General features: G+C 62.4%; 17 protein-coding genes, 4 tRNA genes and 1 pseudogene. 5 read left to right on the top strand and 17 right to left on the bottom strand.

The features are described from left to right. Positions 1–70: 70 nt before the first annotated feature. The 12 genes and pseudogenes from rpoB to IPN92_06500 form a co-directional block, all read right to left on the bottom strand. Positions 71–4,243 carry a DNA-directed RNA polymerase subunit beta gene (gene rpoB / locus IPN92_06555; protein MBK8637949.1) on the bottom strand — a complete coding sequence of 1,391 codons (4,173 nt, stop codon included), beginning with the start codon at positions 4,241–4,243 and terminating at the stop codon, positions 71–73. A gap of 203 nt (positions 4,244–4,446) precedes the next feature. After that, complete coding sequence (rplL, locus tag IPN92_06550) at positions 4,447–4,824, bottom strand: 50S ribosomal protein L7/L12 (protein MBK8637948.1); 378 nt, start codon at positions 4,822–4,824, stop codon at positions 4,447–4,449. A gap of 58 nt (positions 4,825–4,882) precedes the next feature. Then, positions 4,883–5,410 (bottom strand): 50S ribosomal protein L10, encoded by a 528-nt coding sequence (rplJ, locus tag IPN92_06545; GenBank protein ID MBK8637947.1) that lies wholly within the window; start codon positions 5,408–5,410, stop codon positions 4,883–4,885. Between the two features lie 369 nt (positions 5,411–5,779). Further along, complete coding sequence (gene rplA, locus IPN92_06540) at positions 5,780–6,472, bottom strand: 50S ribosomal protein L1 (protein MBK8637946.1); 693 nt, start codon at positions 6,470–6,472, stop codon at positions 5,780–5,782. A 1-nt stretch (position 6,473) separates the two neighbouring features. Beyond that, entirely contained in the window at positions 6,474–6,905 is a 432-nt protein-coding gene (rplK, locus tag IPN92_06535; GenBank protein MBK8637945.1) for a 50S ribosomal protein L11, read from the bottom strand. 182 nt (positions 6,906–7,087) lie between these two features. After that, positions 7,088–7,621: a transcription termination/antitermination protein NusG gene (gene nusG, locus IPN92_06530; GenBank protein ID MBK8637944.1), complete on the bottom strand. Its 534-nt coding sequence runs from the start codon at positions 7,619–7,621 to the stop codon at positions 7,088–7,090. 2 nt (positions 7,622–7,623) lie between these two features. After that, entirely contained in the window at positions 7,624–8,001 is a 378-nt protein-coding gene (secE, locus tag IPN92_06525; GenBank protein MBK8637943.1) for a preprotein translocase subunit SecE, read from the bottom strand. 33 nt (positions 8,002–8,034) lie between these two features. After that, positions 8,035–8,110 (bottom strand) — tRNA-Trp (locus IPN92_06520). Positions 8,111–8,179: 69 nt separating this feature from the next. Beyond that, a pseudogene (tuf, locus tag IPN92_06515) lies at positions 8,180–9,369 on the bottom strand (elongation factor Tu). Positions 9,370–9,467: 98 nt separating this feature from the next. Next, a tRNA-Thr gene (locus IPN92_06510) sits at positions 9,468–9,543 on the bottom strand. A 19-nt stretch (positions 9,544–9,562) separates the two neighbouring features. After that, a tRNA-Gly gene (locus tag IPN92_06505) sits at positions 9,563–9,636 on the bottom strand. Positions 9,637–9,711: 75 nt separating this feature from the next. Then, a tRNA-Tyr gene (locus IPN92_06500) sits at positions 9,712–9,796 on the bottom strand. Positions 9,797–9,976: 180 nt separating this feature from the next. Between IPN92_06500 and IPN92_06495 the strand changes: the two genes are divergently transcribed. Further along, positions 9,977–11,314 (top strand): UDP-glucose/GDP-mannose dehydrogenase family protein, encoded by a 1,338-nt coding sequence (locus tag IPN92_06495; GenBank protein ID MBK8637942.1) that lies wholly within the window; start codon positions 9,977–9,979, stop codon positions 11,312–11,314. 429 nt (positions 11,315–11,743) lie between these two features. Then, positions 11,744–13,789, top strand: coding sequence for a hypothetical protein (locus IPN92_06490; protein ID MBK8637941.1), 2,046 nt, complete (start codon positions 11,744–11,746; stop codon positions 13,787–13,789). Between the two features lie 82 nt (positions 13,790–13,871). Here IPN92_06490 and ppk2 read toward each other — a convergent pair whose 3' ends face one another. Further along, positions 13,872–14,708, bottom strand: coding sequence for a polyphosphate kinase 2 (ppk2, locus tag IPN92_06485; GenBank protein MBK8637940.1), 837 nt, complete (start codon positions 14,706–14,708; stop codon positions 13,872–13,874). A gap of 238 nt (positions 14,709–14,946) precedes the next feature. Further along, a complete protein-coding gene (locus IPN92_06480) occupies positions 14,947–16,161 on the bottom strand; it encodes a hypothetical protein (GenBank protein ID MBK8637939.1) in 1,215 nt (404 codons plus the stop codon). A gap of 290 nt (positions 16,162–16,451) precedes the next feature. Between IPN92_06480 and IPN92_06475 the strand changes: the two genes are divergently transcribed. Both IPN92_06475 and IPN92_06470 read left to right on the top strand, forming a co-directional pair. Then, positions 16,452–17,732, top strand: coding sequence for a threonine/serine exporter family protein (locus IPN92_06475; protein ID MBK8637938.1), 1,281 nt, complete (start codon positions 16,452–16,454; stop codon positions 17,730–17,732). 144 nt (positions 17,733–17,876) lie between these two features. Continuing rightward, entirely contained in the window at positions 17,877–18,032 is a 156-nt protein-coding gene (locus IPN92_06470) for a hypothetical protein (protein ID MBK8637937.1), read from the top strand. Between the two features lie 134 nt (positions 18,033–18,166). On the opposite strand, the gene IPN92_06465 is transcribed toward IPN92_06470, so the two are convergent. Together IPN92_06465 and IPN92_06460 are read right to left on the bottom strand one after the other, a co-directional pair. Then, positions 18,167–21,448 carry an efflux RND transporter permease subunit gene (locus tag IPN92_06465; GenBank protein MBK8637936.1) on the bottom strand — a complete coding sequence of 1,094 codons (3,282 nt, stop codon included), beginning with the start codon at positions 21,446–21,448 and terminating at the stop codon, positions 18,167–18,169. Between the two features lie 189 nt (positions 21,449–21,637). After that, the gene (locus tag IPN92_06460) at positions 21,638–21,847 is read right to left on the bottom strand and encodes a hypothetical protein (protein MBK8637935.1); all 210 of its coding nucleotides are present in this window, start codon (positions 21,845–21,847) and stop codon (positions 21,638–21,640) included. A 195-nt stretch (positions 21,848–22,042) separates the two neighbouring features. On the opposite strand from IPN92_06460, the gene IPN92_06455 reads away from it, so the two are divergent. Then, positions 22,043–25,504 carry an acyl-[ACP]--phospholipid O-acyltransferase gene (locus IPN92_06455; protein ID MBK8637934.1) on the top strand — a complete coding sequence of 1,154 codons (3,462 nt, stop codon included), beginning with the start codon at positions 22,043–22,045 and terminating at the stop codon, positions 25,502–25,504. A 10-nt stretch (positions 25,505–25,514) separates the two neighbouring features. On the opposite strand, the gene IPN92_06450 is transcribed toward IPN92_06455, so the two are convergent. Beyond that, the gene (locus IPN92_06450) at positions 25,515–25,988 is read right to left on the bottom strand and encodes a GNAT family N-acetyltransferase (GenBank protein ID MBK8637933.1); all 474 of its coding nucleotides are present in this window, start codon (positions 25,986–25,988) and stop codon (positions 25,515–25,517) included. Positions 25,989–26,008: the final 20 nt, after the last annotated feature.

Below are 26,008 nucleotides of genomic sequence, written 5' to 3'. Positions count from 1 at the left end.
GGCGCCGAGGACGGAGGCCTGGGGGGCTGGCGGTCCTCATTCCAGGACCGGCACCGCGCACCAGGGGTCCTCAGTCCTGTTCGAGTTCGACGTTGATGCTCAGGGAGCGTATTTCCTTGACCAGCACGTTGAAGGACTCGGGCATGCCGGCCTCCATGCGATGGTCGCCATCGACGATATTCTTGTACATCTTGGTACGCCCGTTCACATCGTCGGACTTGACGGTGAGCATCTCCTGCAAGGTGTAGGCCGCGCCATAGGCCTCCAGGGCCCAGACCTCCATCTCCCCGAAGCGTTGGCCGCCAAACTGGGCCTTACCGCCCAGGGGTTGCTGGGTAACCAGGCTATAGGGACCCGTGGAGCGCGCATGCATCTTGTCATCCACCAGGTGATTGAGCTTAAGCATGTACATGTAGCCGACGGTGACGGGGCGATCGAAGGCATCACCGGTACGGCCATCGTAAAGCTGGGTCTGGGCCATGGGGATGCCCGTACCGCTATTATCCCGGCCAGCCAGGCGCAGCATCTCGCGGATCTCCCCCTCGGCGCAGCCATCGAAAACCGGCGTCGCCATGGGTACGCCCTTGGTCAGGTTGCGAGCGAGTTCAAAAATCTCCTCGTCCGTCAGACTGTCCAGGTTCTCCGGCTTACCGCTGGAGTTATAAATTTGACCAAGGAAGTCGCGCAGATCGCCGACCGCCCGGTGGGCACGCAGCATCTCGTCGATGCGACGACCCAGGCCATTGGCGGCCCAGCCCAGATGGGTCTCAAGCACCTGGCCCACATTCATGCGCGAGGGCACGCCCAGCGGATTGAGGACGATATCCACCGGCTCGCCATCGGCGGAGAAGGGCATATCCTCCACCGGCACGATCATGGAGATAACACCCTTGTTGCCATGACGGCCGGCCATCTTGTCGCCCGGCTGGACGCGGCGCTTAACCGCCACATAGACCTTGACCATCTTCAGCACCCCAGGGGCGAGGTCGTCGCCCTGGGTGATCTTGCGCTTCTTAACCTCGAAGCGGGCTCGAAATTCCTCGCGTTGCTCCTTGATGTGCTTGGCAATGGTCTCAAGCTGGCTCGCGGAGTCTTCGGCGCGCAGGCGGATTTCCAGCCACTTATCGCGGGAATCCTGCTGGACCACCTCATGGAGATAGGTTTTGGTGATCTTGGCCCCAGCCTTGAGACCCCGTGGGCCACCATCGGCGATCTTGCCGACCAGCATGCGCTCGACGCGCTGGAAGGTATCGTTCTCCATAATGCGCAACTGGTCGGCCAGATCCTTGCGGACCTGCTCCAATTCCATCTCCTCGATTTGATAGGCGCGCTTGTCCTTTTCGACACCATCGCGGATGAAAACCTGGACATCGACAACCGTTCCGGCCATGCCGGAGGGCAGGCGCAGCGAGGTGTCCTTCACGTCCGAGGCCTTCTCGCCAAAGATGGCGCGCAGCAGCTTCTCCTCGGGGGTGAGCTGAGTCTCGCCCTTGGGGGTGACTTTGCCCACCAGGATGTCGCCATCCCGCACCTCGGCACCGACATAGATGATGCCGGACTCATCCAGCTTGGCCAGGGCCGCCTCGCCGACATTGGGGATGTCGGCGGAGATTTCCTCCGGACCCAGCTTGGTGTCGCGGGCCAGACAGGTCAGCTCCTCGATATGGATGGAGGTAAAGCGGTCCTCCTGCACCACCCGCTCGGAGATGAGGATGGAATCCTCGAAGTTGTAGCCGTTCCAGGGCATGAAGGCGACGCGCAGGTTCTGGCCCAGGGCCAGTTCGCCCATGTCGGTGGAAGGGCCGTCCGCCAGGACATCGCCCCGGGAGATGAGATCACCCACCCCCACCAGGGGCCGCTGATTGATACAGGTATTCTGGTTGGAACGGGTGTACTTGGTCAGGTTGTAGATATCGACGCCCGGCACACCCGGCTCCGCCTCGTCGTCGTTGACCCGCACCACGATGCGAGCGGCATCCACGGACTCGACCGCGCCCCCCCGCCGCGCCACCACGGTAACGCCGGAGTCGATAGCCACCACCCGCTCCATGCCCGTTCCGACCAGGGGCTTTTCGGCCCGCAGGGTGGGTACCGCCTGACGCTGCATGTTGGAGCCCATGAGGGCGCGGTTGGCGTCGTCATGCTCCAGGAAGGGGATCAGGGAGGCCGCCACGGACACGATCTGGCGCGGCGACACGTCCATGTACTGGACCTCGGCCGGGGCCTTCATGGTGAATTCGTTCGAGTGCCGACAGGACACCAGGGCATCGGTCAGGAGGCCATCCGCGTCCAGGGTCGCATTAGCCTGGGCGATAACGAATTTGCCTTCATCGATAGCGGAAAGGTAGTGGATCTCAGCGGTGACCTGGCCATTCTCTACCTGGCGGTAGGGCGTCTCCAGGAAGCCATAGCGGTTGGTGCGGGCAAAGACGGCCAGGGAATTAATGAGGCCAATGTTCGGACCTTCCGGGGTCTCGATCGGGCAGACACGGCCGTAATGGGTCGGATGCACATCACGCACCTCGAAGCCGGCGCGTTCGCGGGCCAGGCCGCCCGGACCGAGGGCTGATACCCGGCGCTTGTGGGTGACCTCGGAGAGGGGGTTATTCTGATCCATGAACTGCGACAACTGGCTGGAACCGAAAAACTCCTTGATGGCCGCCGACACCGGCTTGGCATTGATGAGTTCCTGGGGCATCAGGCCCTCGGACTCGGCCAGGGACAGGCGCTCTTTAACCGCGCGCTCGACGCGCACCAGACCGACCCGGAATTGATTCTCCGCCATCTCGCCCACGCAGCGGATGCGCCGGTTGCCGAGGTGATCGATGTCATCCACGGTCCCTCGCCCATTGCGCAACTCCACCAGGATGCGTAGCACATCAATGATATCGGAGCCATCCCCCTGCGCGGCGCAGAGCTTGTGGGAGACGTCGTCGTTGCGGGCGCCGAAATAGACGTGATCGTAGAGAATCCCGGGACCCTCCTCGCCCTCGCGGGCCAGGCGCCGATTAAACTTCATTCGGCCCACGGCGGATAGATCGTAGCGGTCGTGGGTGAAGAAGAGGTTGTGGAAGAGGTTCTGGGCCGCCTCCTTGGTCGGGGGCTCGCCGGGTCGCATCATGCGATAGATTTCGACCTGGGCCTCCAACTCGGTCGCGGTGGTATCGATGCGCAGGGTCTCCGACATGTAGGGACCCTGGTCCAGATCGTTGACGAACAGAGTCCGCAACTCACCGATACCCTTCTCCCGTACCAGTTGCAGCAACTCGGGGGTGATGAGGTCATTGGCGTTTGCCAGCAATTCGCCCGTCTCGGTATCAATAAGATGGTGAGCCAGGATGCGGCCTAACAAAAAGTCAGCGGGCACCGTCAGGCGCTCCACGTTCAGCTTCTGGAGTTCTCGCGTGTGGCGGGCGGTTACCCGGCGGCCGGCTTCCACCACCAGTTGGTCACCCACCTTGATGTCAAAGACCAGAGTCTCGCCCCTGAGCCGATCCGGAACCAGGTCCAACTCAAACTCGTCGCCGTTGAGGCGAAAGCAATCGGTCTCAAAAAAGCAGTTGAGTATGCGCTGGGTGTCATAGCCCAGGGCGCGCAACAGGATAGTGGCCGGCAACTTACGGCGACGATCGATGCGCACGAACACGTTGTCCTTGGGATCGAACTCGAAGTCGAGCCAGGAACCACGATAGGGAATGACGCGCGCCGAGAAGAGCAACTTACCGGAGGAGTGGGTCTTGCCCTTGTCATGGTCGAAAAAGACGCCCGGCGAGCGATGTAATTGGGATACGATGACCCGCTCGGTGCCATTGATGATGAAGGTACCGGTGTCGGTCATGAGGGGCATCTCGCCCATGTAGACTTCCTGCTCCTTGATGTCTTTGATGACGCGGGACCCGGCCGGGGCATCCCGATCGTAGATGACCAGGCGCAGCAGGACCCGCAGCGGGGCCGCATAGGTGGCTCCCCGTTGATGGCACTCGCGCACGTCAAAGGGCGGCTCGCCGAGACGATAGCTGACGTACTCCAGCACCGCATTCCCAGAGTAGCTCTCGATGGGAAAGACGGATTTGAAGGCGGCGTGCAGCCCCATGTCGTGCCGCTCGGAGGGTTTCATGCCCTCCTGAAGATAATCCCGATAAGAGTCAATCTGGGTCGCGAGCAGGAAGGGGACTTCCAGGATGCTGGTGCGCTTGCCGAAGTCCTTGCGGATACGCTTTTTCTCGGTGAACGAATAAGCCATGCTGCCTTACCCTCGACGTACTGATAATTGGGCCGCCCTGGAACGGGCGGCGGATCGGGACGGAACGTGCGGACTGCCTAACCGTCGTTCCCACCCGATGCGTGCGTGGCTCAAAGCCCCGCGACGGAAACAGGGAAAGGCCAGCGGTCCAAGGATCGCCAGCCCCTCATTCCTAATGGAAGAATAACGACGCAAGGTTGAGATTATTTAACCTCGACGGTGGCGCCAGCCTCTTCCAGTTGCTTCTTGGCGGTAGCCGCTTCATCCTTGGAAACACCTTCCTTGACGGTGGTTGGCACGCCTTCGACGGCGTCCTTGGCTTCCTTGAGGCCCAGGCCCGTCAGGGCGCGGACGACCTTGATGACGCTAACCTTGTTTTCGCCGAAGCCGGTCAGAACGACATCGAACTCGGTCTTCTCCTCAACGGCCTCGGCCGCGGCGGCGGCAGGGGCAGCGGCCACGGCGACAGCCGCGGCGGCGGTTACGCCAAACTTCTCTTCCATCGCGCTGATAAGCTCAACGACATCCATGACGGTCATGTTGGCGATGGCTTCCAGGATGTCTTCTTTGGATATAGACATGGGTTTCTCCTAAATCGAATAGCTGGTTGATGCCCTACCGAGGACCGGACCCGTGTGGTCAGGCCGCCTCTTTGGCATCGCGGACCGCCGCGAGGGTACGGACAAGCTTGCCCGGGACCTCGTTGATGGTCGCCACGAGTTTCTGCGCCGGGGCCTTCATGACGGACATGAGCTGGGATATCGCCTGCTCGTAGGTCGGCATCTTCGCGAGCGTGCCGAGTTCCGAGGGGGCGAGCAGCTTGCCGCCAATAGACACAAGCGTGACCTTGAGCGCGTTATTACCCTTGGCAAACGCCTCGACCACGCGTGCCGCCGAACCCGGATCCGTCTGCGAAAAGGCCAGGACCATGGGCCCCTTGAGGGCCCCCTGTATGCAGGCAAATTCCGTACCTTCGACGGCGCGCTTGGCCAGGGTGTTCTTGACGACGCGCAGATACACCCCGGCCTTGCGCGCTTCAACGCGCAGGCTGGTCATCTGGGCGACGGTCAAGCCCCGGTACTCGGCGCCAACGGCCGAATAGGCGCTCTTCGCGACTTCCGCGACCTCGGCGACGATGGTTTCTTTCTGGGCAAAATTCAGTGCCACAGTTCGTCACCTCCTGATTTCGGTTGTCTGGGGACGCTATCCCCTGTTCCGATTGCCGCCCGGGTTATCCCTAACCCAGTAAGGCGGCGGTTCCGTGCGCCGTTATCAGGGGTCTTGCCACCGCTTGCGCGGTCACCAGTCCGATTCGGGAGCACCGTCTGCGCGGGCCTGCGTAAATTTAAGTCTGGCGCAACCTGGAATCCCTGTGGCAGCCCGGACGCCCGCGGTCTTTGACGGCCCCCGGCAAATAACCAGGGCCCCAAAGATCACATCGAACCCCGACCCGAAGGCCAGGGTCCGAAAATTATCGCGGCCATCATTCCCGGTGGCCGCCAAGTCGAGGTGAGGCATCGCCCCCCTCACGTAGGGTTAGACGAGAGCCTGGTGATCCACCGTCAGTCCAGGCCCCATGGTCGTGGAGACCGTGACCTTGCGCATGTAAACACCTTTGGAGGTACTGGGCTTGACCTTCATCAGGTTGCGCAGCAGGGCCTCAAGATTTTCGCGCAGGGCCACGGCTTCGAAGGAGACCTTGCCCAGGGGGCAGTGGATGATGCCACCCTTATCGGTGCGATAGCGCACCTGACCGGCCTTGGCATTACGCACCGCCTCGGCGACATCGGCCGCCACAGTACCAACCTTGGGATTAGGCATGAGTCCGCGGGGACCCAGCAAACGCCCTAACTGACCAACCACGCGCATGGCATCCGGCGAGGCGATGATGACATCGTAGTTGAGGTTACCGGCCTTCATATCCTCCGCCAGATCCTCCATGCCAACGCGTTCGGCGCCGGCGGCCGTGGCCGCATCCGCCGCCGCGCCCTGGCAAAAGACGGCCACTCGCACCTGCTTGCCAATGCCATTGGGTAAGACGGTAGCGCCACGAACCACCTGATCGGACTTCCGCGGATCGACGCCCAGATTCACGGAGACATCAACGTTCTCCATGAACTTAACCTTGGATAGCCCCTGGAGAATCACGAAGGCCTCTTCCGCGCCATAGACCCGGCCTTTTTCAAATCCAGACCGAACCGCCTGCATGCGCTTTGAAAGCTTAGCCATTTCAGACTCCCTCCACATTCAGGCCCATAGCGCGGGCACTGCCGGCGATGGTACGAACAGCGGCGTCCATATCGGCGGCTGTCAAGTCCGGCATTTTCATGGTGGCGATCTCCTCAAGTTGGGCGCGCGTTACGGTGCCAATCTTGTTGGTATGAGGGATCTTGCTGCCCTTGGTCACGCCTGCGGCCTTCTTGAGGAGGACCGTGGCGGGCGGGGTCTTGGTTATGAAGGTGAAGCTGCGGTCGGCGTAGACCGTGATGACCACCGGGGTGGGCATACCCTTTTCCAGATTCTGCGTTTTGGCGTTGAAGGCCTTGCAGAATTCCATGATATTTACGCCGCGCTGGCCGAGGGCCGGGCCGACGGGCGGGCTCGGATTGGCCTCACCTGCCTTGACTTGCAGCTTGATATAAGCTGTTATTTTCTTTGCCATTTCAACCTCTATGAATGGGTTCGATCGCCAGCCGCGAGGAACTGGCTCCCCGGATCCGCTGCCCCCTCTCTAACAGAGCGGTGGGTGGGATCGGCTCATGGATTTGAATCCATGAATTCGTTTGTGGGTCGGACTTCGCGAAAGGGTGCCGGGGCAATCCAGCCTTGACCGCTTACTTCCTCTCAGCCCTTCTCGACCTTGGAGAATTCCAAATCAACCGGAGTGGAGCGACCAAAAACCAGAACCGACACTTTAAGACGGTTCTTCTCGTAATCCGCCTCCTCAACCACACCCGTAAAGTCCGTAAAGGGACCATCGATGACCCGTACCATTTCGCCGGGCTCATAGAGAACCTTGGGCCGCGGTTTGGTGGCACCGTCCTGCATCCGTTGCAGAATGGCATTCGCCTGGCTGTCGGGAATTGGGGCCGGTCTATCACGATGGCCGCCAATGAAGCCCATGACCTTGGGCACATCTCGCACCAGATGCCAGGTATCGTCGGTCATCTCCATGCTGATCAGGACATAACCCGGGAAGAACTTGCGCTCGACCTTGTGCTGGACACCATTGCGGACCTCAACCACGGTCTCGGTCGGGACCAAAATGTCGCCGAATTGATCCTCCACACCGGCACGCTTGATACGGTCTTCCAGCGCACGCTTGACTTGATTCTCCATGCCGGAGAAGGCGTGAATCACATACCAGCGCTTGGACACGCTCAACTCCCCTGCCCAGTCAGCAATCGCAGGACGCTCATCAGCACCATGTCAAATAGCCACAGAATGATCCCCAGAATCAGGACCATGACTACGACGATAAAGGTGGTTTGCAGGGTCTCCTGGCGGGTCGGCCATACCACCTTACGGACTTCGGTACGGGCATCTCCCACGAAGTGCCACAATTGGCTCCCTATCTGGGTGTTAAGGGCGATCGCCGCCGATCCGCCCCCAACGACCAACAGACCCAAAACTCTTAGCAATGCCGAATAATCGGCAAAGAAATAGAAGCCGTAAATGCCGGCTATTAACAAGAGGGCCGCCGCCGCCAGTTTGGCGGTATCCAAACGGTTTGCGCCGGCTTCGGCTTTTACATTCATGGAGTTACCACGCCGCTCAATACGAGGGGAAAGTGGCAGGCCAGGAGGGAATCGAACCCCCAACCTGCGGTTTTGGAGACCGCTGCTCTGCCAATTGAGCTACTGGCCTAAAAAAATCAGGTCCAGGTTTCGGGGCAGGGTCGGCAACCCCGATCCGCCCCGACACGAGGACAAGTGATTACGCAATAATCTTGGACACAACGCCAGCACCGACGGTCCGGCCGCCCTCGCGGACCGCGAAGCGCAGGCCCTCGGTCATAGCGATGGGGGCGATGAGCTTGATGGTCATCTTGACGTTGTCGCCGGGCATGACCATTTCCACGCCTTCGGGTAGTTCGCAGGCGCCGGTGACGTCGGTGGTGCGGAAGTAGAACTGGGGCGGTAGCCGTTGAAGAAGGGGGTATGACGGCCGCCTTCTTCCTTGCCCAAGACGTACACTTCGGCTTCAAAGTGGGTGTGGGGGGTGATGGTGTTGGGCTTGGCCAACACTTGCCCGCGTTCGACGTCGTCGCGCTTGGTGCCGCGCAGCAGGACGCCAACGTTGTCGCCGGCCTGGCCCTGGTCGAGGAGTTTGCGGAACATCTCGACGCCGGTGCAGATGGTCTTGACGGTGGGCTTGATGCCGACGATGGCGACTTCGTCGCCGACCTTGACGATGCCGCGTTCGATGCGGCCGGTGACGACGGTGCCACGGCCGGAGATCGAGAAGACGTCTTCGATGGGCATCAGGAAGGGGTGGTCGATGTCGCGGGTGGGCTCGGGGATGTAGCTGTCCATGGCTTCGACGAGCTTGTAGATGGCTTCGGCGCCGAGGGGGCCGGTGTCGCCTTCCAGGGCCTTGAGGGCGGAGCCGGTGATGATGGGGGTGTCGTCGCCGGGGAAGTCGTAGCTGTCGAGGAGTTCGCGGACTTCCATCTCGACGAGCTCGAGGAGCTCGGCGTCGTCGACCATGTCGGCTTTGTTGAGGAAGACGAGGATGTAGGGCACGCCGACCTGACGGGAGAGCAGGATGTGCTCGCGGGTCTGGGGCATGGGGCCGTCGGCGGCGGAGACGACCAGGATGGCGCCGTCCATCTGGGCGGCACCGGTGATCATGTTTTTGACGTAGTCGGCGTGGCCGGGGCAGTCGACGTGGGCGTAGTGGCGCGCGGCGCTTTCGTATTCGACGTGGGCGGTGGCGATGGTGATGCCACGGGCGCGCTCTTCGGGGGCGTTGTCGATCTGGTCGAAGGCCTTGACTTCACCACCGTACTTGGCGGCCATGACCTTGGTGATGGCGGCGGTGAGGGTGGTCTTGCCATGGTCAACGTGGCCAATCGTGCCTACGTTTACGTGCGGCTTCTTGCGTTCGAATTTGGCTTTGGACATGACTCTATCCCCGCGATATGCTGAAAAATCGGCCAGATGACAGAAACGGCAAACTCGCCGCGCATTGCCTCCTGTTTCGGCGGCCACACGCGACAAAATGGAGCCCATGATCGGAATCGAACCGATGACCTCACCCTTACCAAGGGTGTGCTCTACCATCTGAGCTACATGGGCGACTTCGCAAACAACAGCTTGGAGCGGGTGATGGGAGTCGAACCCACGCTATCAGCTTGGAAGGCTGAAGTTCTACCGTTGAACTACACCCGCGCTTTCATAATCCAGGCGCCGATGGTATACGGCAACGGCCTGCAACCCCGGCGAGTTTGCATTCCAAACAATAAATGGTGGAGGGGGGAGGATTCGAACCTCCGAAGGCTGAGCCGTCAGATTTACAGTCTGATCCCTTTGACCGCTCGGGAACCCCTCCAAATTAAGCGACGCATGATAGCCCCAGGCAAAGGGCCTGTCAACCTCGTTCGAGCCTTGGACGTACCTCCCCTTAGCCCCACGAAGCCTGGCATTCACTCGCCTCCCGTCACGGCGGGGTTTCCTTTAACATGTTGCGGAGATATTTTTTGCCTAACGCGGCGTAACCAGGGAGATCCGGATGGACGTAACGATTTTTGGCAGCGGCTACGTGGGCCTGGTGACAGGCGCCTGCCTGGCGGAGGTCGGTAACCGAGTCCTCTGTGTGGATATCGATCCGGCCAAAATCGACCTGCTCAACAAGGGCGGCATCCCCATCTTCGAGCCCGGACTGGAAGCCCTGGTGGCACGTAACCGCGCCTCCGGACGCCTAACATTTTCCACCGACCCAGCCGAGGGCGTTGCCCATGGCCTCTTCCAATTCATCGCCGTCGGCACTCCGCCCGACGAGGACGGCTCCGCCGACCTGCGCCACGTCATGGCTGTCGCCCACTCCATCGGCGAACACATGGACGCTTATCGGATCATCGTCGATAAATCCACGGTTCCCGTCGGCACCGCCGACCGGGTCGCCGCCCAGGTGCGCGAGTCCTTGACCGCGCGGGGCGCCGAGGTCGAATTTGACGTCGTCTCCAACCCGGAATTTCTCAAGGAAGGCGCCGCGATCGAGGATTTCATGCGCCCGGACCGCATCGTCGTCGGCACCGACAACCCTCGTACTGGGGAGTTGCTCCGTGCCCTATACGCACCCTTTAATCGCAGTCACAACCGCGTCATGCTCATGGATATTCGGTCGGCCGAGTTGACCAAGTACGCTGCTAACGCCCTACTGGCGACCAAGATCAGCTTTATGAACGAGTTGTCCAACATCGCCGAGGCCGTGGGCGCCGACATCGAGCAAGTTAGGGTTGGCATCGGTTCGGACCCCCGCATCGGCTACCAGTTCATCTACCCAGGCTGCGGCTATGGGGGCTCCTGCTTCCCCAAGGATGTGCGCGCCCTCGAGCGCACGGCCCGGTCGGTTGGCTACCAAGCCGAACTCCTGGGCGCCGTCGAGGCAGTCAACCTGCGCCAGAAGGAGGTCCTCTTCGCCAAGATCCGGGATCATTTCGCTGGCCATCTCTCTGGCCGTACCCTCGCCCTCTGGGGCCTGGCCTTCAAGCCCAACACCGACGACATGCGGGAGGCCTCCAGCCGCCGGCTCATGGAGGCCCTCTGGGAAGCCGGCGCCAAGGTACGCGCCTTCGACCCGGTAGCCATGGAGGAGGCGCAACGTCTCTACGGTGATCGCCCCGACTTGACCCTGGCGACCGACCCCCTCGACGCCCTTGATGGCGCCGATGGCCTGGTCATCGTCACCGAATGGCACCAGTTCCGCGGTATCGATTTCACCCTCGTCAAGGCCCGCCTGAAAAGCCCCGTCGTCTTCGATGGCCGCAACCTCTTCGATCCACGTCATGTTAGCGCTAGCGGCCTGACGTACTATTCCATTGGTCGAACCCCAACGACTCCGGGTTGAGGGGCCTGGCACGTCTAATGGAATAGCCACGCAACACGGGGCTTTCGAAATTTGAGGGCCATTGCATCTCGACGCCTTGCGCAGAGCCAGACCCTTCGCCACTCAGGGATCGTCGCCCTTCCGACCCTAGCCAAGGTCGGAATCCCCGAACGAGGGCGATGAAGCCCGTCAGAGCCATGGCCTTGGGGGCGCCGGTGTTACCGTGTGCAGGTGGTAGTCGTGATCCCTGGTGAGTTATTCGCCAGATTTCAGACATCCTTCTATGCGGACCCCCTGGATGCGGTATTCAAGGCGCTGGGGGTGGAATAGAGCCGATGGGAGTGTCATATGACGTAAATCGCAATCCAGTAGCATCAGGCGATTGAGGAGAAATCCACGGCCGCGAGGCCGAAACAATGGCATGGGCCTTATCTGGAACAGAGGGACATTGTGAAATACAAACCTATCGGGTCCTTGATGGTGCTGGTCACCGCGTGCGCGATGATGATCGTGAGTTGCGGCGGCGACAGCACGGGTGGGCCGGAACCTTGGGACGCATCACCCTACGCCACGCGCATCTACCTGCTGGCCGCGCAACAGGGGAACCTGACCCCGCTGGACACCGCCGATGACGAGAGGGTGCCAGCCGCGGGGTCGTCGTGGGGGCTGACCCTGGAGGGTCTCAACCCCGGTGCCCTCTGGTACATGGATCGGCCGGGCCGGGCAGTGGGCAACACGCCGCTGAAAGATTACGTGAACACCCTTTGGAGCCGGGTTTACGGGGATACCGACCCGAACGCGACGATTCAATTCGACCTGGGCGTCAGGGGTGGAGAGGAAGGGGTCTACATGGTTTTGTCCGATCCCTCCTATGACGCGGCGTCCAACAGCATGCGTTTCCATGCGGAAATGCTGAATCACAGCCTGGACCAGACGCCCACCACCCCCCTGAATTTCTCCGATGTCACGGTCAACGTACTCAACAATGCCATGGACGACCAGGAGGTGGTGTCCTACGTCCAGTACGCCGACGGAGCCGACCTCTATCCCACCGGCAGGGAACATGAGTACCAGTTGGTGCTGAGCGACGCCGGCCCGGGGATGTTCTGGGTGGACAACGCCCCAGGGCGCTATTCGGACCAGGCGCCCATGTCCTACTTTTTTCCGCAGTGGGACTACCTGTTTGGCGACGACCCACCCAACGCGGCCCTGTTCGGAACCACGGCCGGCGGCGCCTTGAAACTCTTCTTCCTGACCCTGACTGAACCCCTCTTTGACGAGGCCTTGGGGCAGGTGACCTACACGGCCAGGCTCCTGGGGCAGACGTCCGGACCGGTGGAGACCCTCCATCGGATCAACCTGAACATTGATTCGGGGACCTTTTCACGCTTCCCGCTACCGGGCAAGGGCACGGCCTACCAGGCCTTCAGCCAAGGCTACGACCCCTCCACGGCCAACACCAACGTCATCTATTTCGGCAGCGATATCGCCCGCAAGGAGGTGGCATCGCTGTGGGGAACCCAATCCAATCTTTCGGTAAGCTGCGCCCCCTACTGCCGGGACGACCTGCAAACCCTCACGGGCATGGGCATCAACCTGATCCGGCTCTATGACTGGGATCCGCGCAACGATCACAGCCAGTTCCTGGATTACGCCCATAGACTGGGGATCAAGGTGGTGGTGCCCATCAGCAACTGGCTGCCGCAGAACCCGGGGGCCTGGGATACCCAAGTCCCCCTCTACTTCAAGTTTGGCAACTTCGGCAACAGCGCCGGCACCGACTGGCACCCGGCCGTGGCCGGCGTCATCATCTCCAACGAACTGGACAACTCGGACGCGCAATACGGCCAGGCGATTAGCCTGGTAGCGCGTTTCCTCCAGGAGGCCGATAGGCAGGGCTTCAGCAAAAGTGTGCCCGTAGGCGTGCCCATCACCTTTGTCCCCCGCGGCACCCCCTACGGCCCGGGTGGTCAAAACATGCCGGGCTGGAACCAATTCAGCAAGCTGTTGACCGATCCCCGCACCGCGCCTTACCGGGACCGGCTGATGCTGTGCCCCAACACCTACAACTCCAAAGACTACCTCTTTGCCAACGCGGAGAGCATGGGTCAGGGCTGGGTCCCGTTGACCTACCAGCAATTCGGCACCCCTATTCTCTTCACCGAAATTGGCTACAGCCGCGTCAAAAGTGATTACACCCCGGACTACATCAAGGACCAGTTGGAAGGAGTGCTGACCTACCAAAAGGCGCACCCGGAGCAAATTCTCGGGGCCTGCCACTTCCAGTTCTCGGACAAGGTCTGGAAACAGGGCGGCAATGATACGGAAGGCGCCTTCGGCTCTTTCACCCACGGCCCGATTCTGAAGCAAATTCAAACGGTACAGAGCGACTTCAGCTACTGGCCAGGCGATCCGGCCATCGATTACGGCATCCTGACCATCGACAAGCTAGAACCCACCTCGACCTACAGCCCCGTGATCGAGGCCTATCAATAGCTTCCTCTCCGGCGGATCACCCCTTGGGGGACAAGGGGCCCGCCGGCCAGGGTGGCTCGGAACATTCAAGCCACCGGGGCCATCAATAGACCTCGGGAATGAATCTAAAGGGGTAATCGGGCGACTTGTAGCGGTCCAGCTTCTTGCGATCCGGCAGTTTGACCTTCTCGTGGGGCACTTCCTCGTAGGGGATACGACTCAGCAGGTGGTGGATGACGTTGAGCCGCACCTGCTTTTTGTTTTCGGAATTGGCGACGTACCAGGGGGCCCAGGCGCTATCGGTGGCAGCGAACATCTCGTCCCGCGCCTTGGTGTAATCATCCCAGCGGCTATAGGACTTGAGATCCATGGGCGACAGCTTCCAGATCTTGCGGCCATCGTCGATGCGCCCCTCCAGCCGGCGAGTCTGTTCCTCCGGACTGACCTCCAGCCAGTATTTGATAAGGATGATGCCCGAATCGACCATGGCCCGCTCGACCAGGGGGGTCATCTTCAGAAACTTTTGGGCCTGCTCCTCGGTGCAGAAGCCCATGACCCGCTCGACGCCGGCGCGGTTATACCAACTGCGGTCGAAGATGACGACCTCGCCCCCCGCAGGGAAATGGGGCATGTAGCGCTGGGCATACATCTGGGTCTTTTCCCGCTCCGTCGGGGCGGGCAGCGCCACCACCCGGAAGACCCGAGGACTCACCCGTTCGGTGATCGCCTTGATGGTGCCGCCCTTGCCGGCCCCATCGCGACCCTCGAAGACGATGCACACCTTCAGCCCCTGGTGTACTACCCACTCCTGCAGCTTGACCAACTCCACATGCAGCTTGGCCAACTCCCTGTCGTACAGCTTCTGGGTTAGCGCGACAACCGGTGCCTGAACAAGAGCCGTGATTTCCTGTTTCTTCTTCTTGTTTTTGTGCTTAGCCATGGTAGGGACCTCGATGGTGGTTTGCCTGAAGTTCTGGAGCATTGAGAAGGATATCGGGAGCGGTTTTGCACCTCGCTCCCCTTCTCAAGGAAACTATAGACCACCAGGGCCAGTGTCAACGTGAAAGAAAAAATGGGACTTAGCTCGCGGATAGCGTTCGAACTTCACCGTCATCTACGACGCGTGCGTGCTCTCCCGCCCAATAGCTTACATGGCGAACCGGCCAAAAAGGTCCCGGTCAGGTCGATAAATGAGGGCCCAGGACCGTCCTCATCAGTGAGCATCCGGGCTGAACGCCGGCGATCATCTCCCGGATCTGCTCCTTGACATCCTGGATCGATACGCCTGCGCCGGCCGCCGCCTGCATCACCGCCGCGTAGGCATCAAGCACATCAGCCCCGGTGATTTCATAGCCCTGGCCGAGGGCGATCCAGCGCAGGGCGGCCAGGCCGGCGGCGAGCGCGAAGTCCGGCTGCTTCCCGGCAAAATCACGGGCGGCGCGGGTCAAGGTGCGCGGATCGGTCGGGCTGCGGGTCGCCAGCTCAGCCGCCACCTCAAATAGACCCGCATCCTTGGCGGCGGCAAACCACTTGCCCTCGGCTCCAGGGGTGCTGGCCATCAGGTCGCGCAGGATCTCTTCTGGCGTCTTGTAGGGGTACTTCCCGGCAATGGAGCGAAACCTCGCGAGGTGGGTCGTGGCTTGATTGGCTTCCAGCGCATAGCGGCGGTAGGCCTCCTCGAACGAGCCGGATGACAAGAGAATGGCTTCGCAGGCCTGGCTGATCTGCCAGCCCCGATCATTGAGGCCGCGCGAATCCTCTGCGTATTGGATCGCCTCGGCTTTCTTGCCCAAGGCCACCAGGGATTTCACCCCCCAGCGCCGGTAGTGCCACCACTTGAATGGCGCTGTGTCGAGCAACACCAGCACTTCCTGATCGCGACCCGCCGCATACAGGCAGGCCAGGCAGGCACTGGTGCCCTTGAAGAATTCGTGCTCGGGCGCCGCGGGGCTCCAGGCCTGCTCGGCGAGCGGCAGAAACGCATCGGCCCAATCCGATGCCAGCGCTGGCGTCACGCACAGCTCGCCCCAGTAGTCGCCCAACAGTTCGATGTAGGGCATTTCGTCGTCCTGCAGCGCTCGCCATAAGCGCTCCAGCCAGCGTTGCCGTAGTTGCGGCTCGACATCCGCTTTGGCGATGATCGGCACTAGGATGGTGATGGCCTTGTCGACGGCGGAACCCAAGGCGCCCGAGGAGCTGTCGACATGCACCAAGGCTGGCGAGAGTTTTTCCAACAGGCTGATGCCCCCCTCGGCCGCCAGCACCGGCTCCGTGCGGGCGACCTGCTTGATCTCCGCGATGGCCTCCTTGATGCGCTGCACGGGTGTGCCGGACCGCCAACCGAAGGCGTGACGGCGGAAACGGGAGGCAAACTGCCACTTGTGGACACTCATGATGGATCCTCAAAGGGTTACACAGCTAATGAGCTAGGACTCGCCCTTCTCGGGGAAGCTATAGACCACTAGCGCCCGTGTCAACGTCCAGGCAAGGATAGGGCCCTGGTGCGCGAATGCCCGGGCCCAGCCTTTCCGGCCCTCTGCCCACGCCAAAGTCGGCACCGGGCGCTGGCCTTGCCCTATACTCCGCTGCCAGGATCGGCGCCACGGGTAACTGTCCAGCCCCAAGCCCTTGTCTCGATGGCGTCCGGCGCCCCCCAGGTACCCCCTCTTGGATACTTGATGCGATGCTCAATACCACTCCCGTCCGCTACAAGCCGCATCGGTTCATCCATATTTATTTGCAACTTGGCAAATTGCTGTTCTTAAATGGCGCGACGGTCCAGCGGGTCATCGACAGCATCGGCGCCATGAAAAACTATCTGGGCGGCGATGATCTGCAGGTCATGATTGATTACGACGGCCTGGTGATCACCGACATTAGCGGCCAGCACTATCACACGCGCGTGGAAAGGCGGAACACCTTTGTTGTATTCAACATCGAGGTGCTCATTGAGGTCAGCAAATTAATTCGTAATCTAGATGTCGAGCGTCCAACGGTTGTGGCGATCAAGCAACATCTGGATGAAATTTCCAATTTGCATTCAGGGCTTAGAGGTTGGGGCCTGCATATTCTGGTAGGCCTGATCGCCTGCGCCTTTGGCGTTATCAACGGCGCCGACGCCACGGCCAGCGCGGCGATATTTCCGGCGGCGATGCTCTTGAGCCTCGTCAAATCCAGCCTGCTGGGGCGCGGCCATAATCTCTACATGAGCGTGTTTCTCGCCGGTCTGACCGGTGTCCTCTTATCCGGATTGCTGGCGAGCCTGTTGGGCACCGGCACCGGCCTGGTGGCGATCATCGCCATACTGCTACCACAAATCCCCGGTTTTCCCCTCATCAATGCGGGCTTTGATATTCTGCGTAACCACAACACGGTGGCGTGGGGCCGGTTAGCCTTTGCCGCCATGATGATCGTGATCCTCACTCTGGCCGCGAGCGTCCCCCTCCTGGTGTTTTTCGACGCCTTGCAGGTTGAAACGGCACCAGAAATAGGCTATTGGCTCGTCCGGCTCGCGGATGCGCTCTTTGCTGGCCTGGCGGCCACGGGCCTGGGTCTCCTGTTTAATGTCCCCGGCCGCTTCATCCCCCTGCTGGGTCTGGGCGCGATTCTGGCGCGCGGTCTGCGCACGGAGCTCATGGCTTTTGGCGGCATGGACATGGCGGTGGCGGCATTTTTGGGCGCGGCGGCGGTGTCCCTGCTCATGTCGCTGATCTCGCGTCGCGGCCACTTCCCGGCGGCAGTCTTCGCCTTGATTTGCGTGCTGCCGATGGTTCCGGGGTTTTTGGCGATCGATGGATTGAACCATTTATTTTTGTTCACGCAATTGCCCCCCAGCGCGGTACCGCCGGAAATGGCTGTGCATACCCTGCAGACCCTGCTGAAGACGGCCTTCACGGTCAGCGCCCTGGTATTTGGTGTGATTCTCCCGGTATTTTTGATCGGGGGCCGGAGCCCGCGGGTCTAGGTTGGGACCCGCCGGTATCTCCCGGGGAATAGGGGCAATCCCGGCGATCAGGTCCTGGGGTTCAAACCATTTAACTAGCGGATTGAGGAGCTTGAATCCATAAGGCATCTGTTTCGCATCGGCAGTTTTCTGTCCTTCATCGGGATGATGTTCCTCAAGGCCTTCGTGGACCTAGGCCACAAGATCATCATCCAGAACACCCTCTTCAAGACCTACGACGGCGATACTCGGATCCTGCTGACCGCCATCGTCCTTGCCCTGATCCTGCTGCCCCTCGCCTTCCCTTCCCAGGGGAACTAGAGACGACCAGGGCCACTGTCAACGTGAAGGCAAGGAAAGGGACTTGTTGCGCGGACGCTTGGGCACCCAGAGCCTGATGCACAAGCTCCAGGGCTATTGCACCCTACGCGCTACGCGCTACGTTTTCGGCCCGGTTACGCAGGCGTGGTCGGGGCCACTGTCGCCTCGCCGACCACGACCGGGGGGCGATCACGCATGGCCTGGTAGTAGATGATCGGGACCGCCATGCGCGAGAGCAGCAGCGAGGCGATCTCGCCCGCCATCAGTGAGATAGCCAGACCCTGAAAAATCGGATCAAACAGGATAACGCTGCCGCCGACCACCACCGCAGCCGCGGTCAGCATCATGGGGCGGAAACGCACCGCCCCCGCGTCCACCACCGCCTGCACCAGCGGCATCCCCTGTTTGTTGCGCAGCTTGATGAAGTCCACCAGGATGATGGAGTTGCGCACCACGATGCCGGCCCCGGCCATAAACCCGATCATGGAGGTCGCGGTAAAAAAGGCCCCCATGGCCCAATGGGCGGGGAGTATGCCGACCAGCGAAAAGGGGATCGCCGCCATCACGATGAACGGCGTGCGAAGGGAGCGGAACCAGCCAACGATGAGGATATAGATCAGGATCAGGACCACCACGAAGGCGGCCCCCAGGTCGCGGAAGACCTCGTAGGTAATGTGCCACTCGCCGTCCCACTTGACGGACGGGGTCAGGGTCGAGAAGGGCTGGCGGGTACTCCAGACGGTCAGGTGCTCGTCCGGCACGGACCCGACCGGCGTCAGTGCCTCGATCGCTCGGCCCAGGTCCATAATCGCATAGACCGGGCTCTCCACATCCCCCGCCACGTCCGCCGTGACATAGACCACCGGGAGCAGGTTCTTGCGGTAGCGGCTGTGCTCGCCGGTCGTCCGCTCCAGCCGGACCAACTCACCCAGCGGCACCTGACCCCCATCCGGGGTGCGCAGAGGGATCGGCAACAGTTGGGAGATCTCGGCCCGCTGCTCCAGGGGCAGGCGCACCCGGATCGGCACGTCCTCCCGCTCTCCGGGGACATGCAGTAGTCCCGTCTCCACCCCGGCCTCGGCGATGGTCACCAACCGCTCTACCTGGCTGGCGCTGATTCCGTTGCGGGCGGCCTTTTCCTGATCGAAGCGGAAGATTAATAGCGGCTGGGCTTCCTCCATGTACCAGTCCACGTCCACCACCCCGGGCGTCTGTTCCAGGAGCGCCCGGATTTGGAGAGCGTTGGCGATCTGCTGGCCGTAGTCTGGCCCATAGACCTCCGCCACCAGGGTCTGGAGCACCGGCGGACCAGGCGGCACCTCCGCCACCTTGACCCGCGCCCGGTGGCGCTCCACGATCGGCTGGATGCGCTCGCGCAGGCGTTTGGCAATCTCATGACTCTGGGCCTGGCGCTCATCCTTCGGGACAAAATTGACCTGAATGTCGGCCAGGTTGGGCCCCCGGCGCAGGAAGTAGTGACGTACCAGGCCGTTGAAGTTGTAGGGCGCGGCCGTGCCCGCGTAGATCTGGTAGTCGGTCACCTCCGGCTCCTGGCGCACCACCGCAGCCAGTTCCTGGGCCACCTGGGTGGTCTGCTCCAAGGTGGTGCCCTCGTCCATGTCGACGATGAGCTGCAGTTCGCTCTTGTTATCGAAGGGCAGCATCTTGACCTTAACCGCCCCGGCCCAGACCAGCCAACAGGCCGCCAGCAGGGCGACCGTGATCCCGAACAGGAAGGCCAGGCCCCGCCAGCGGACTTCAATCAGGGGACCCATGACCCGCCGATAGAGGCGGGTGGTCCAGTCCTCCGCGGTCAACTCCGGGCCGCGATGCAGGGCGAGCTTGCCCAGCATCCGATTGGCCGCCCAGGGGGTCACGACAAAGGAGACCGCCATGGAGAACAGCATGGCGGCCGTCGCCCCGATCGGAATGGGGCGCATGTAGGGGCCCATCAGCCCCTGCACGAAAGCCATGGGCAGCACCGCCGCAATCACCGTCAGGGTGGCCAGGATCAGCGGGCTGCGGACCTCGTTGACCGCGTCGATCACCACCTCGCTCAGGGGCCGTCCCCGGTTTTCGAACAGCCGGAAGTGGCGCACGATGTTCTCCACGTCGACAATCGGATCGTCCACCAGGATGCCGATGGAGAAGATCAGGGCGAACAGGGTGACTCGGTTGAGGGTGAAACCCAGGAGGTAGAAGGTGGCCAGGGTCAGGGCCAAGGTCATGGGGATGGCGATAGCCACCACGAAGGCCTCCCGGACCCCGAGCACCATGCCCACCAGGATGCTGACCCCCACCACGGCCAGGCCCATATGGAGCAGGAGTTCGTTGGACTTGTCAGTAGCGGTGCGACCGTAGTTCCGGGTCACGGTAACCTCCACCCCCGCTGGGATGATGTGACCCTGGAGCAGGGCCACCTTCTCCAGCACCCGGTTACTTACCTCGATCGCGTTGGTCCCAGGTCGCTTGGCGATCGCCAGGGTCACTGCCGACCGCGTGACCCCGAACTCGGACCCGGCGGGGTCGGCGCCTTCCTGCCTCGGGCCACTCCCGAACAGGACATAGTTGGTGGGTTCCTCCGGCCCATCCAGGACCTGCGCCAGGTCGCGGAGATAGACGAGTTGGCCCTGGTAGGCCCCCACCACCACGGCCCCCACCTGGCCCGCATCCGCGAGGAAGCCCCCGGTCTCCACCAGGACCTCGCCCCCCGGGGTCGGCAGGCTGCCGGCCCGCGACTGGCGATTGGCCGCCTCCAGCTTGGCCACCACCTCGTTGGGATCGATGCCATAGGCGATCAGCCGCGTGGTATCCAACTCGACCCGCACCTGCCGGCGCAGGCCCCCGATGAGGGTCGTCTCGGCAACGTCCTGGACCTGCTTGACCTCATCGTTCAGGGCCGCGGCGATTTGCCGCAGGGCCAGGGCGTCGACGCCATCCCCGTGCAGGGTCAGCGCCAGGATCGGCACATCGTCAATGCGCCGGGGCTTGACCAAGGGCGGACTGGCGCCGGGGGGGATCAGGTCAAGGTTGGCCGCGAGCTTCTGATTGACCTCGACAATGGCCCGCTCCTCGTTCCAGCCCACCAGAAAGCGCACCACGGTCAGGGCACCGCCGGGGCTCGAGGTGGAATAGAGATACTCCACCCCGGGCAACTCCCAAATCAGCTTTTCCAGCGGCTTGGTGAGGCGCTGCTCCACCTCCTGGGCAGAGACGCCGGGCATCTGCACGAAGATGTCGATCATCGGCACCACGATCTGCGGCTCCTCCTCCCGCGGGAGGAGGAGGATGGCCAAGGCGCCGAGTAACAGCGAGGCCCCCAGAATCAGCGGCGTCAGGGGCGACTCGATGAAAAACGCGAGGATGTTGCGGATGGCACCGAAGCGACGAACACAGTACTTCGCCTTGCGTCTCATGGGAGATGGGCCTCTTTGCAACCTTGGAGCAGGATGGCAACCCCCGGCGTCGCGCTGGATGGCGGGAGTACCGCCTGGCTGAGCGCACGGGACCAGACTACCACGCCAATCCCCGCCGGACCGCCGGGATCGGCAACGCTAAAGAGTAAAGAATAGCTGAGATTTCTTAAACCTGATTACCTCCATGGCTCAGCTTTGCCGAGGAGGCGCCGAGGCATCGGCGGTGTGCGTACGGCGGCAAAGCCCAGGCGTGGTAGCATCACCTTGAGCGCAAGGCGCCGGTTGAACCGATAACAGAATTCCAGGCAGGTGTTTTGCCTGCATCGCGTGATAGGTGCCATGGATGGTATTTTTCACATTACCGATGATCATGTTGACCCATTTGAAAGCCTCCAGCATGACGCTCCATGGCCGCCGCGGTGGCGGGAAATAAGCTTTGAAACTCGCCGGCGGGGTTGCGTAGGATACCCATTGCACGAGGGCTCTTTGCATTGGTTAATGCATCGACTTAACGCCTTTTATGATGCCACGCGGCGAGCCTTTGTTCACCGCTAATAAAAACCATTTAACTTGCGCAATGAGGAGCTTGAATCCATGAGGCATCTGTTTCGCATCGGCGGTTTTCTGTCCTTCATCGGGATGATGTTCCTCAACGCCTTCGTGGACCTGGGCCACAAGATCATCATCCAGAACACCCTCTTCAAAACCTACGACGGCGATGCCCAGATCCTGCTGACCGCCATCGTCAATGCCCTGATCCTGCTGCCCTTCGTCCTCTTGTTTTCACCCTCGGGTTTCCTCGCCGACCGCTTTTCCAAGCCCAAGGTGATGCGCGTCTCGGCCTGGGCGGCGGTGGTCATCAGCCTGGGCATCACCGCCTGCTACTACCTAGGCTGGTTCTGGCACGCCTTTGCCATGACCTTCCTGCTCGCCGCGCAGAGCGCCATCTATTCCCCGGCCAAGTACGGCTACATCAAGGAACTGGTGGGCAAGGAGACCCTGGCGACGGCCAACGGCTGGGTCCAGGCCACGACCACCACCGCCATCCTCTTCGGTATCTTCTTTTTCTCGGTGCTCTTCGAGCATTACCTGAGTGGCATGACCTATTCCACGCCGGGAGAGGTGATGCACCTGATCGCCCCCCTGGGTTGGCTGCTGGTCCTGGCCTCCCTGGCCGAGGCGGTCCTCTCCTACCGCCTGCCCCAAAAGCACGCCGTGGACAAGATCACCTTCGATTGGGGCCAGTACCGGCGCGGCCGCTACCTGCGGGACAACCTCCAGGCCGCCTACGGCAACCGCGTGATCTGGCTCTCCATCATCGGCCTCAGCGTCTTTTGGTCCATCTCCCAGGTGATCCTGGCGGTCTTCCCGGCCTTCGCCAAGGAGACCTTGGGGGAGACCAACACCGTGGTCATTCAGGGCCTGCTGGCCTGCTCCGGTCTCGGCATCATCCTGGGCTCCATCGTCGCCGGCAAGGTCTCGCGCGACTACATCGAGACGGCCCTGATCCCGGTGGGGGCCATTGGCATCGCCATCGCCCTCTTCCTGGTCCCCGGCCTCCAGTCCTCCTGGGCCCACGCCGTCAATTTCTTCATGATCGGCGTCCTGGGCGGCTTCTTCCTGGTGCCCCTCAACGCCCTGATCCAGTTTAACGCTGGCGAGCAGGGCCTGGGCCGGGTGTTGGCCGCCAATAACTTCATTCAGAACATCTGGATGCTGGCCTTCCTGGGCATCACCGTCGCCGCCGCCTACGTCGAGATCGGCGACGTCACCCTCATCCTCGGCCTCGCCCTGGTGGCCCTGATCGGGGCCATCTACACCCTCTACCAACTCCCCCAGTCCCTGGTCCGTTTCCTCATTCGGCACCTGGTGGCCACCCGCTTCCGGCTCAAGGTCCTCGGCCTGGATAACCTGCCGGCCCAGGGTGGGGTCATGCTGCTCGGCAACCATATCAGTTGGCTGGACTGGGCCCTGGTGCAGATGGCCTGCCCGCGCCCGGTGCGGTTCGTCATGGAGCGGGAGATCTATGAGCGCTGGTACCTGAAGCGGTTCCTGGACTTCTTCGAGGTGGTCCCCATCTCCCGCGGCAGCAGCCGCCATGCCATCGCCACTCTGGCCCGGTTGCTAGAGGCGGGCGAGGTGGTGTGCATCTTCCCCGAGGGGACCATCAGCAAGAACGGCCAGGTCTCCGAGTTCAAGCGCGGCTTCGAGCTCTCGGCGCGCCAGGTCGCGGCGGGGACCGACGCGGTCCTGGTGCCCTTTTACCTGCGTGGCTTGTGGGGCACCTGGTTTTCCTACGCCACCGCCACCCTCCGCCGCAGCCGCGAGGAGGGCCGGTTAAGGGCAGTGGTGGTCGCCTTCGGGGCACCTCTGCCCCTGGCGTCCAGTGCCGAGCAGGTCAAACAGGCGGTCTTCGAGTTGTCCGTCACGACCTGGGAGGACTATGTCCGGGGCTTGCCCACCCTGCCGGTAAGCTGGCTGCGCACCGCCAAACGCACCCCGGGCCAGGTGACCCTGATCGAATCGAGCGGCGCCCACCTGACCAATCGGCGGCTGATCGCCGCCGTCCTGCTCTTCACCCGGCGCATCCGGCGCCTGGCCCCGGAGCCCGCCCTCGGCATCCTGCTCCCCGCCAGCGGCGCCTGCGCCATCGCCAACCTGGCGGGACTCATGGCCGGCAAGCAGGTGGTGAACCTCAACTACACCTCCAGCCCCGAGTCCCTGCGCGCCGCCCTCGCCAGCGCTGGCATCCGTCACGTCATCACGGCGGACCGCTTCCTGACCCGGCTTGCTGCCCGTGGCATCCACCTCGACGCCACCCTGGGCGAGGTCAGCCTGCACCCCATGGAGGCCCTGCGGGCGGACATCGGCAAGGTCGCCTCCCTGGGGACCCTCATCCTGGCCTCCCTGCTCCCGGCCGGCGCCCTCTTCACCCTCTTTGGGCGCCGCACCCGACCGGAGGACACCGCCGCCATCCTCTTCTCCAGCGGCAGCGAGGGCGCCCCCAAGGGCGTGGAGCTGACCCATCGCAACATCATGGCCAACATTCGCCAGATCTCGGACCTGCTCAATACCCGCGCCAACGATATCTTCATGGCCAATCTGCCGCCCTTCCACGCCTTCGGCCTCACCGTCACCACCTTCCTGCCCCTGGTGGAGGGCATCCCCCTGGTCTGCCACCCAGACCCGACCGACGCCTTCGGCAGCGCCAAGGCCATCGCCCGCTACCGCGCCACGGTGCTGTTCGGCACCTCCACCTTCCTGCGCCTCTACACCAAAAACCGCAAGGTCCACCCCCTCATGCTGGACTCCCTGCGGCTGGTGGTGGCGGGGGCCGAGCGCCTGGCCCCGGACGTGCGCGAGGCCTTCATGCTCAAATTCCAAAAGACCCTCTACGAGGGTTATGGGGCCACCGAGACCACGCCGGTGGCCAGCGTCAATGTCCCGGACACCCTGGATACGGATAACTGGAAGATTCAGACCGGTTCCCGCCCCGGCACCGTGGGCTTGCCCCTGCCCGGCACCAGCTTCCGCATCGTGGACCCGGTCACCCTGGCGACCCTGAACCCGGGCGAGGACGGCCTCATCCTCATCGGCGGGGTCCAGGTCATGAAGGGCTATCTCCAGGACCCGGAGAAGACCGCGGCGGCGGTGGTCGAGTTGGATGGCATGCGCTGGTACAAAACGGGTGACAAGGGCCACCTGGACGCGGACGGCTTCCTGACCATCGTGGACCGCTACTCGCGCTTCGCCAAGGTCGGCGGCGAGATGATCAGCCTGGGGGCGGTGGAGGAACAGGTCCGTCGGGTCCTGGCCGAACCGGAACTGGAACTTGCAGCGGTCAACATTCCCGACGAGCGTAAGGGAGAACAGATTCTGCTGCTGGTGGCGGCGGCGGACCTGGACACCGAGGCCCTACGCCGGTCCCTGCTGACCGCTGGCGTCAACCCCCTGAGCATCCCCGCCGAGGTGCGCCGGGTGGACGCCATCCCCAAGCTCGGCAGCGGTAAGACCGATTTCGGCGGGGTCAAGCGCCTGGCCAGCGAGCGGGTCTGAAGGCCCTTCTTTACCGGATGACCTTACGCATCAAGACCTCGTCCTGCCCGGCCATCACCAAGTCCGCGATGACGCCAATCGGGTGAAAGCCGTGCTGCTCGTAGAAACGCCGGGCGCCGGCGTTGAAGCCCGAGACCAGCAGCCAGAGGTTGGCGGTACGCCCGCGATAGCGCGACTCGATGAAAGCCAGGGCCGCGCGACCGATCCCCCGGCCCTGGGCCGCGGGGAGCACGGCGAACAGCTCGATATAGGCCCCGCGCAGCCAGGGATAGCGCACCACCACCAGCCCCTGTGGCTCGCCACTGCGCATCGCGAGGTAGCGGGTCACCTCCGGATGGGGTGACTCAAGCCCACGGGCCAGGGCCTCGGCGCCATAACCCAGGGTCTTCCAGGGGTCCATGACCGCCAGGGTCTCGCCGATCACCGCGGCCAATCCCGGCTCCAGCGCCGCCAGGGGGTGAAACTCCAGGGGCCCGTCCCTCATTTCCCGGTGCCCCGCCCGAA

The organism is Chromatiaceae bacterium (assembly GCA_016714645.1).
Lineage (GTDB): Bacteria > Pseudomonadota > Gammaproteobacteria > Chromatiales > Chromatiaceae > M0108.
Note: the sequence above shows the minus strand (reverse complement) of the source record. Positions and strands in the feature narration are given on the sequence as shown.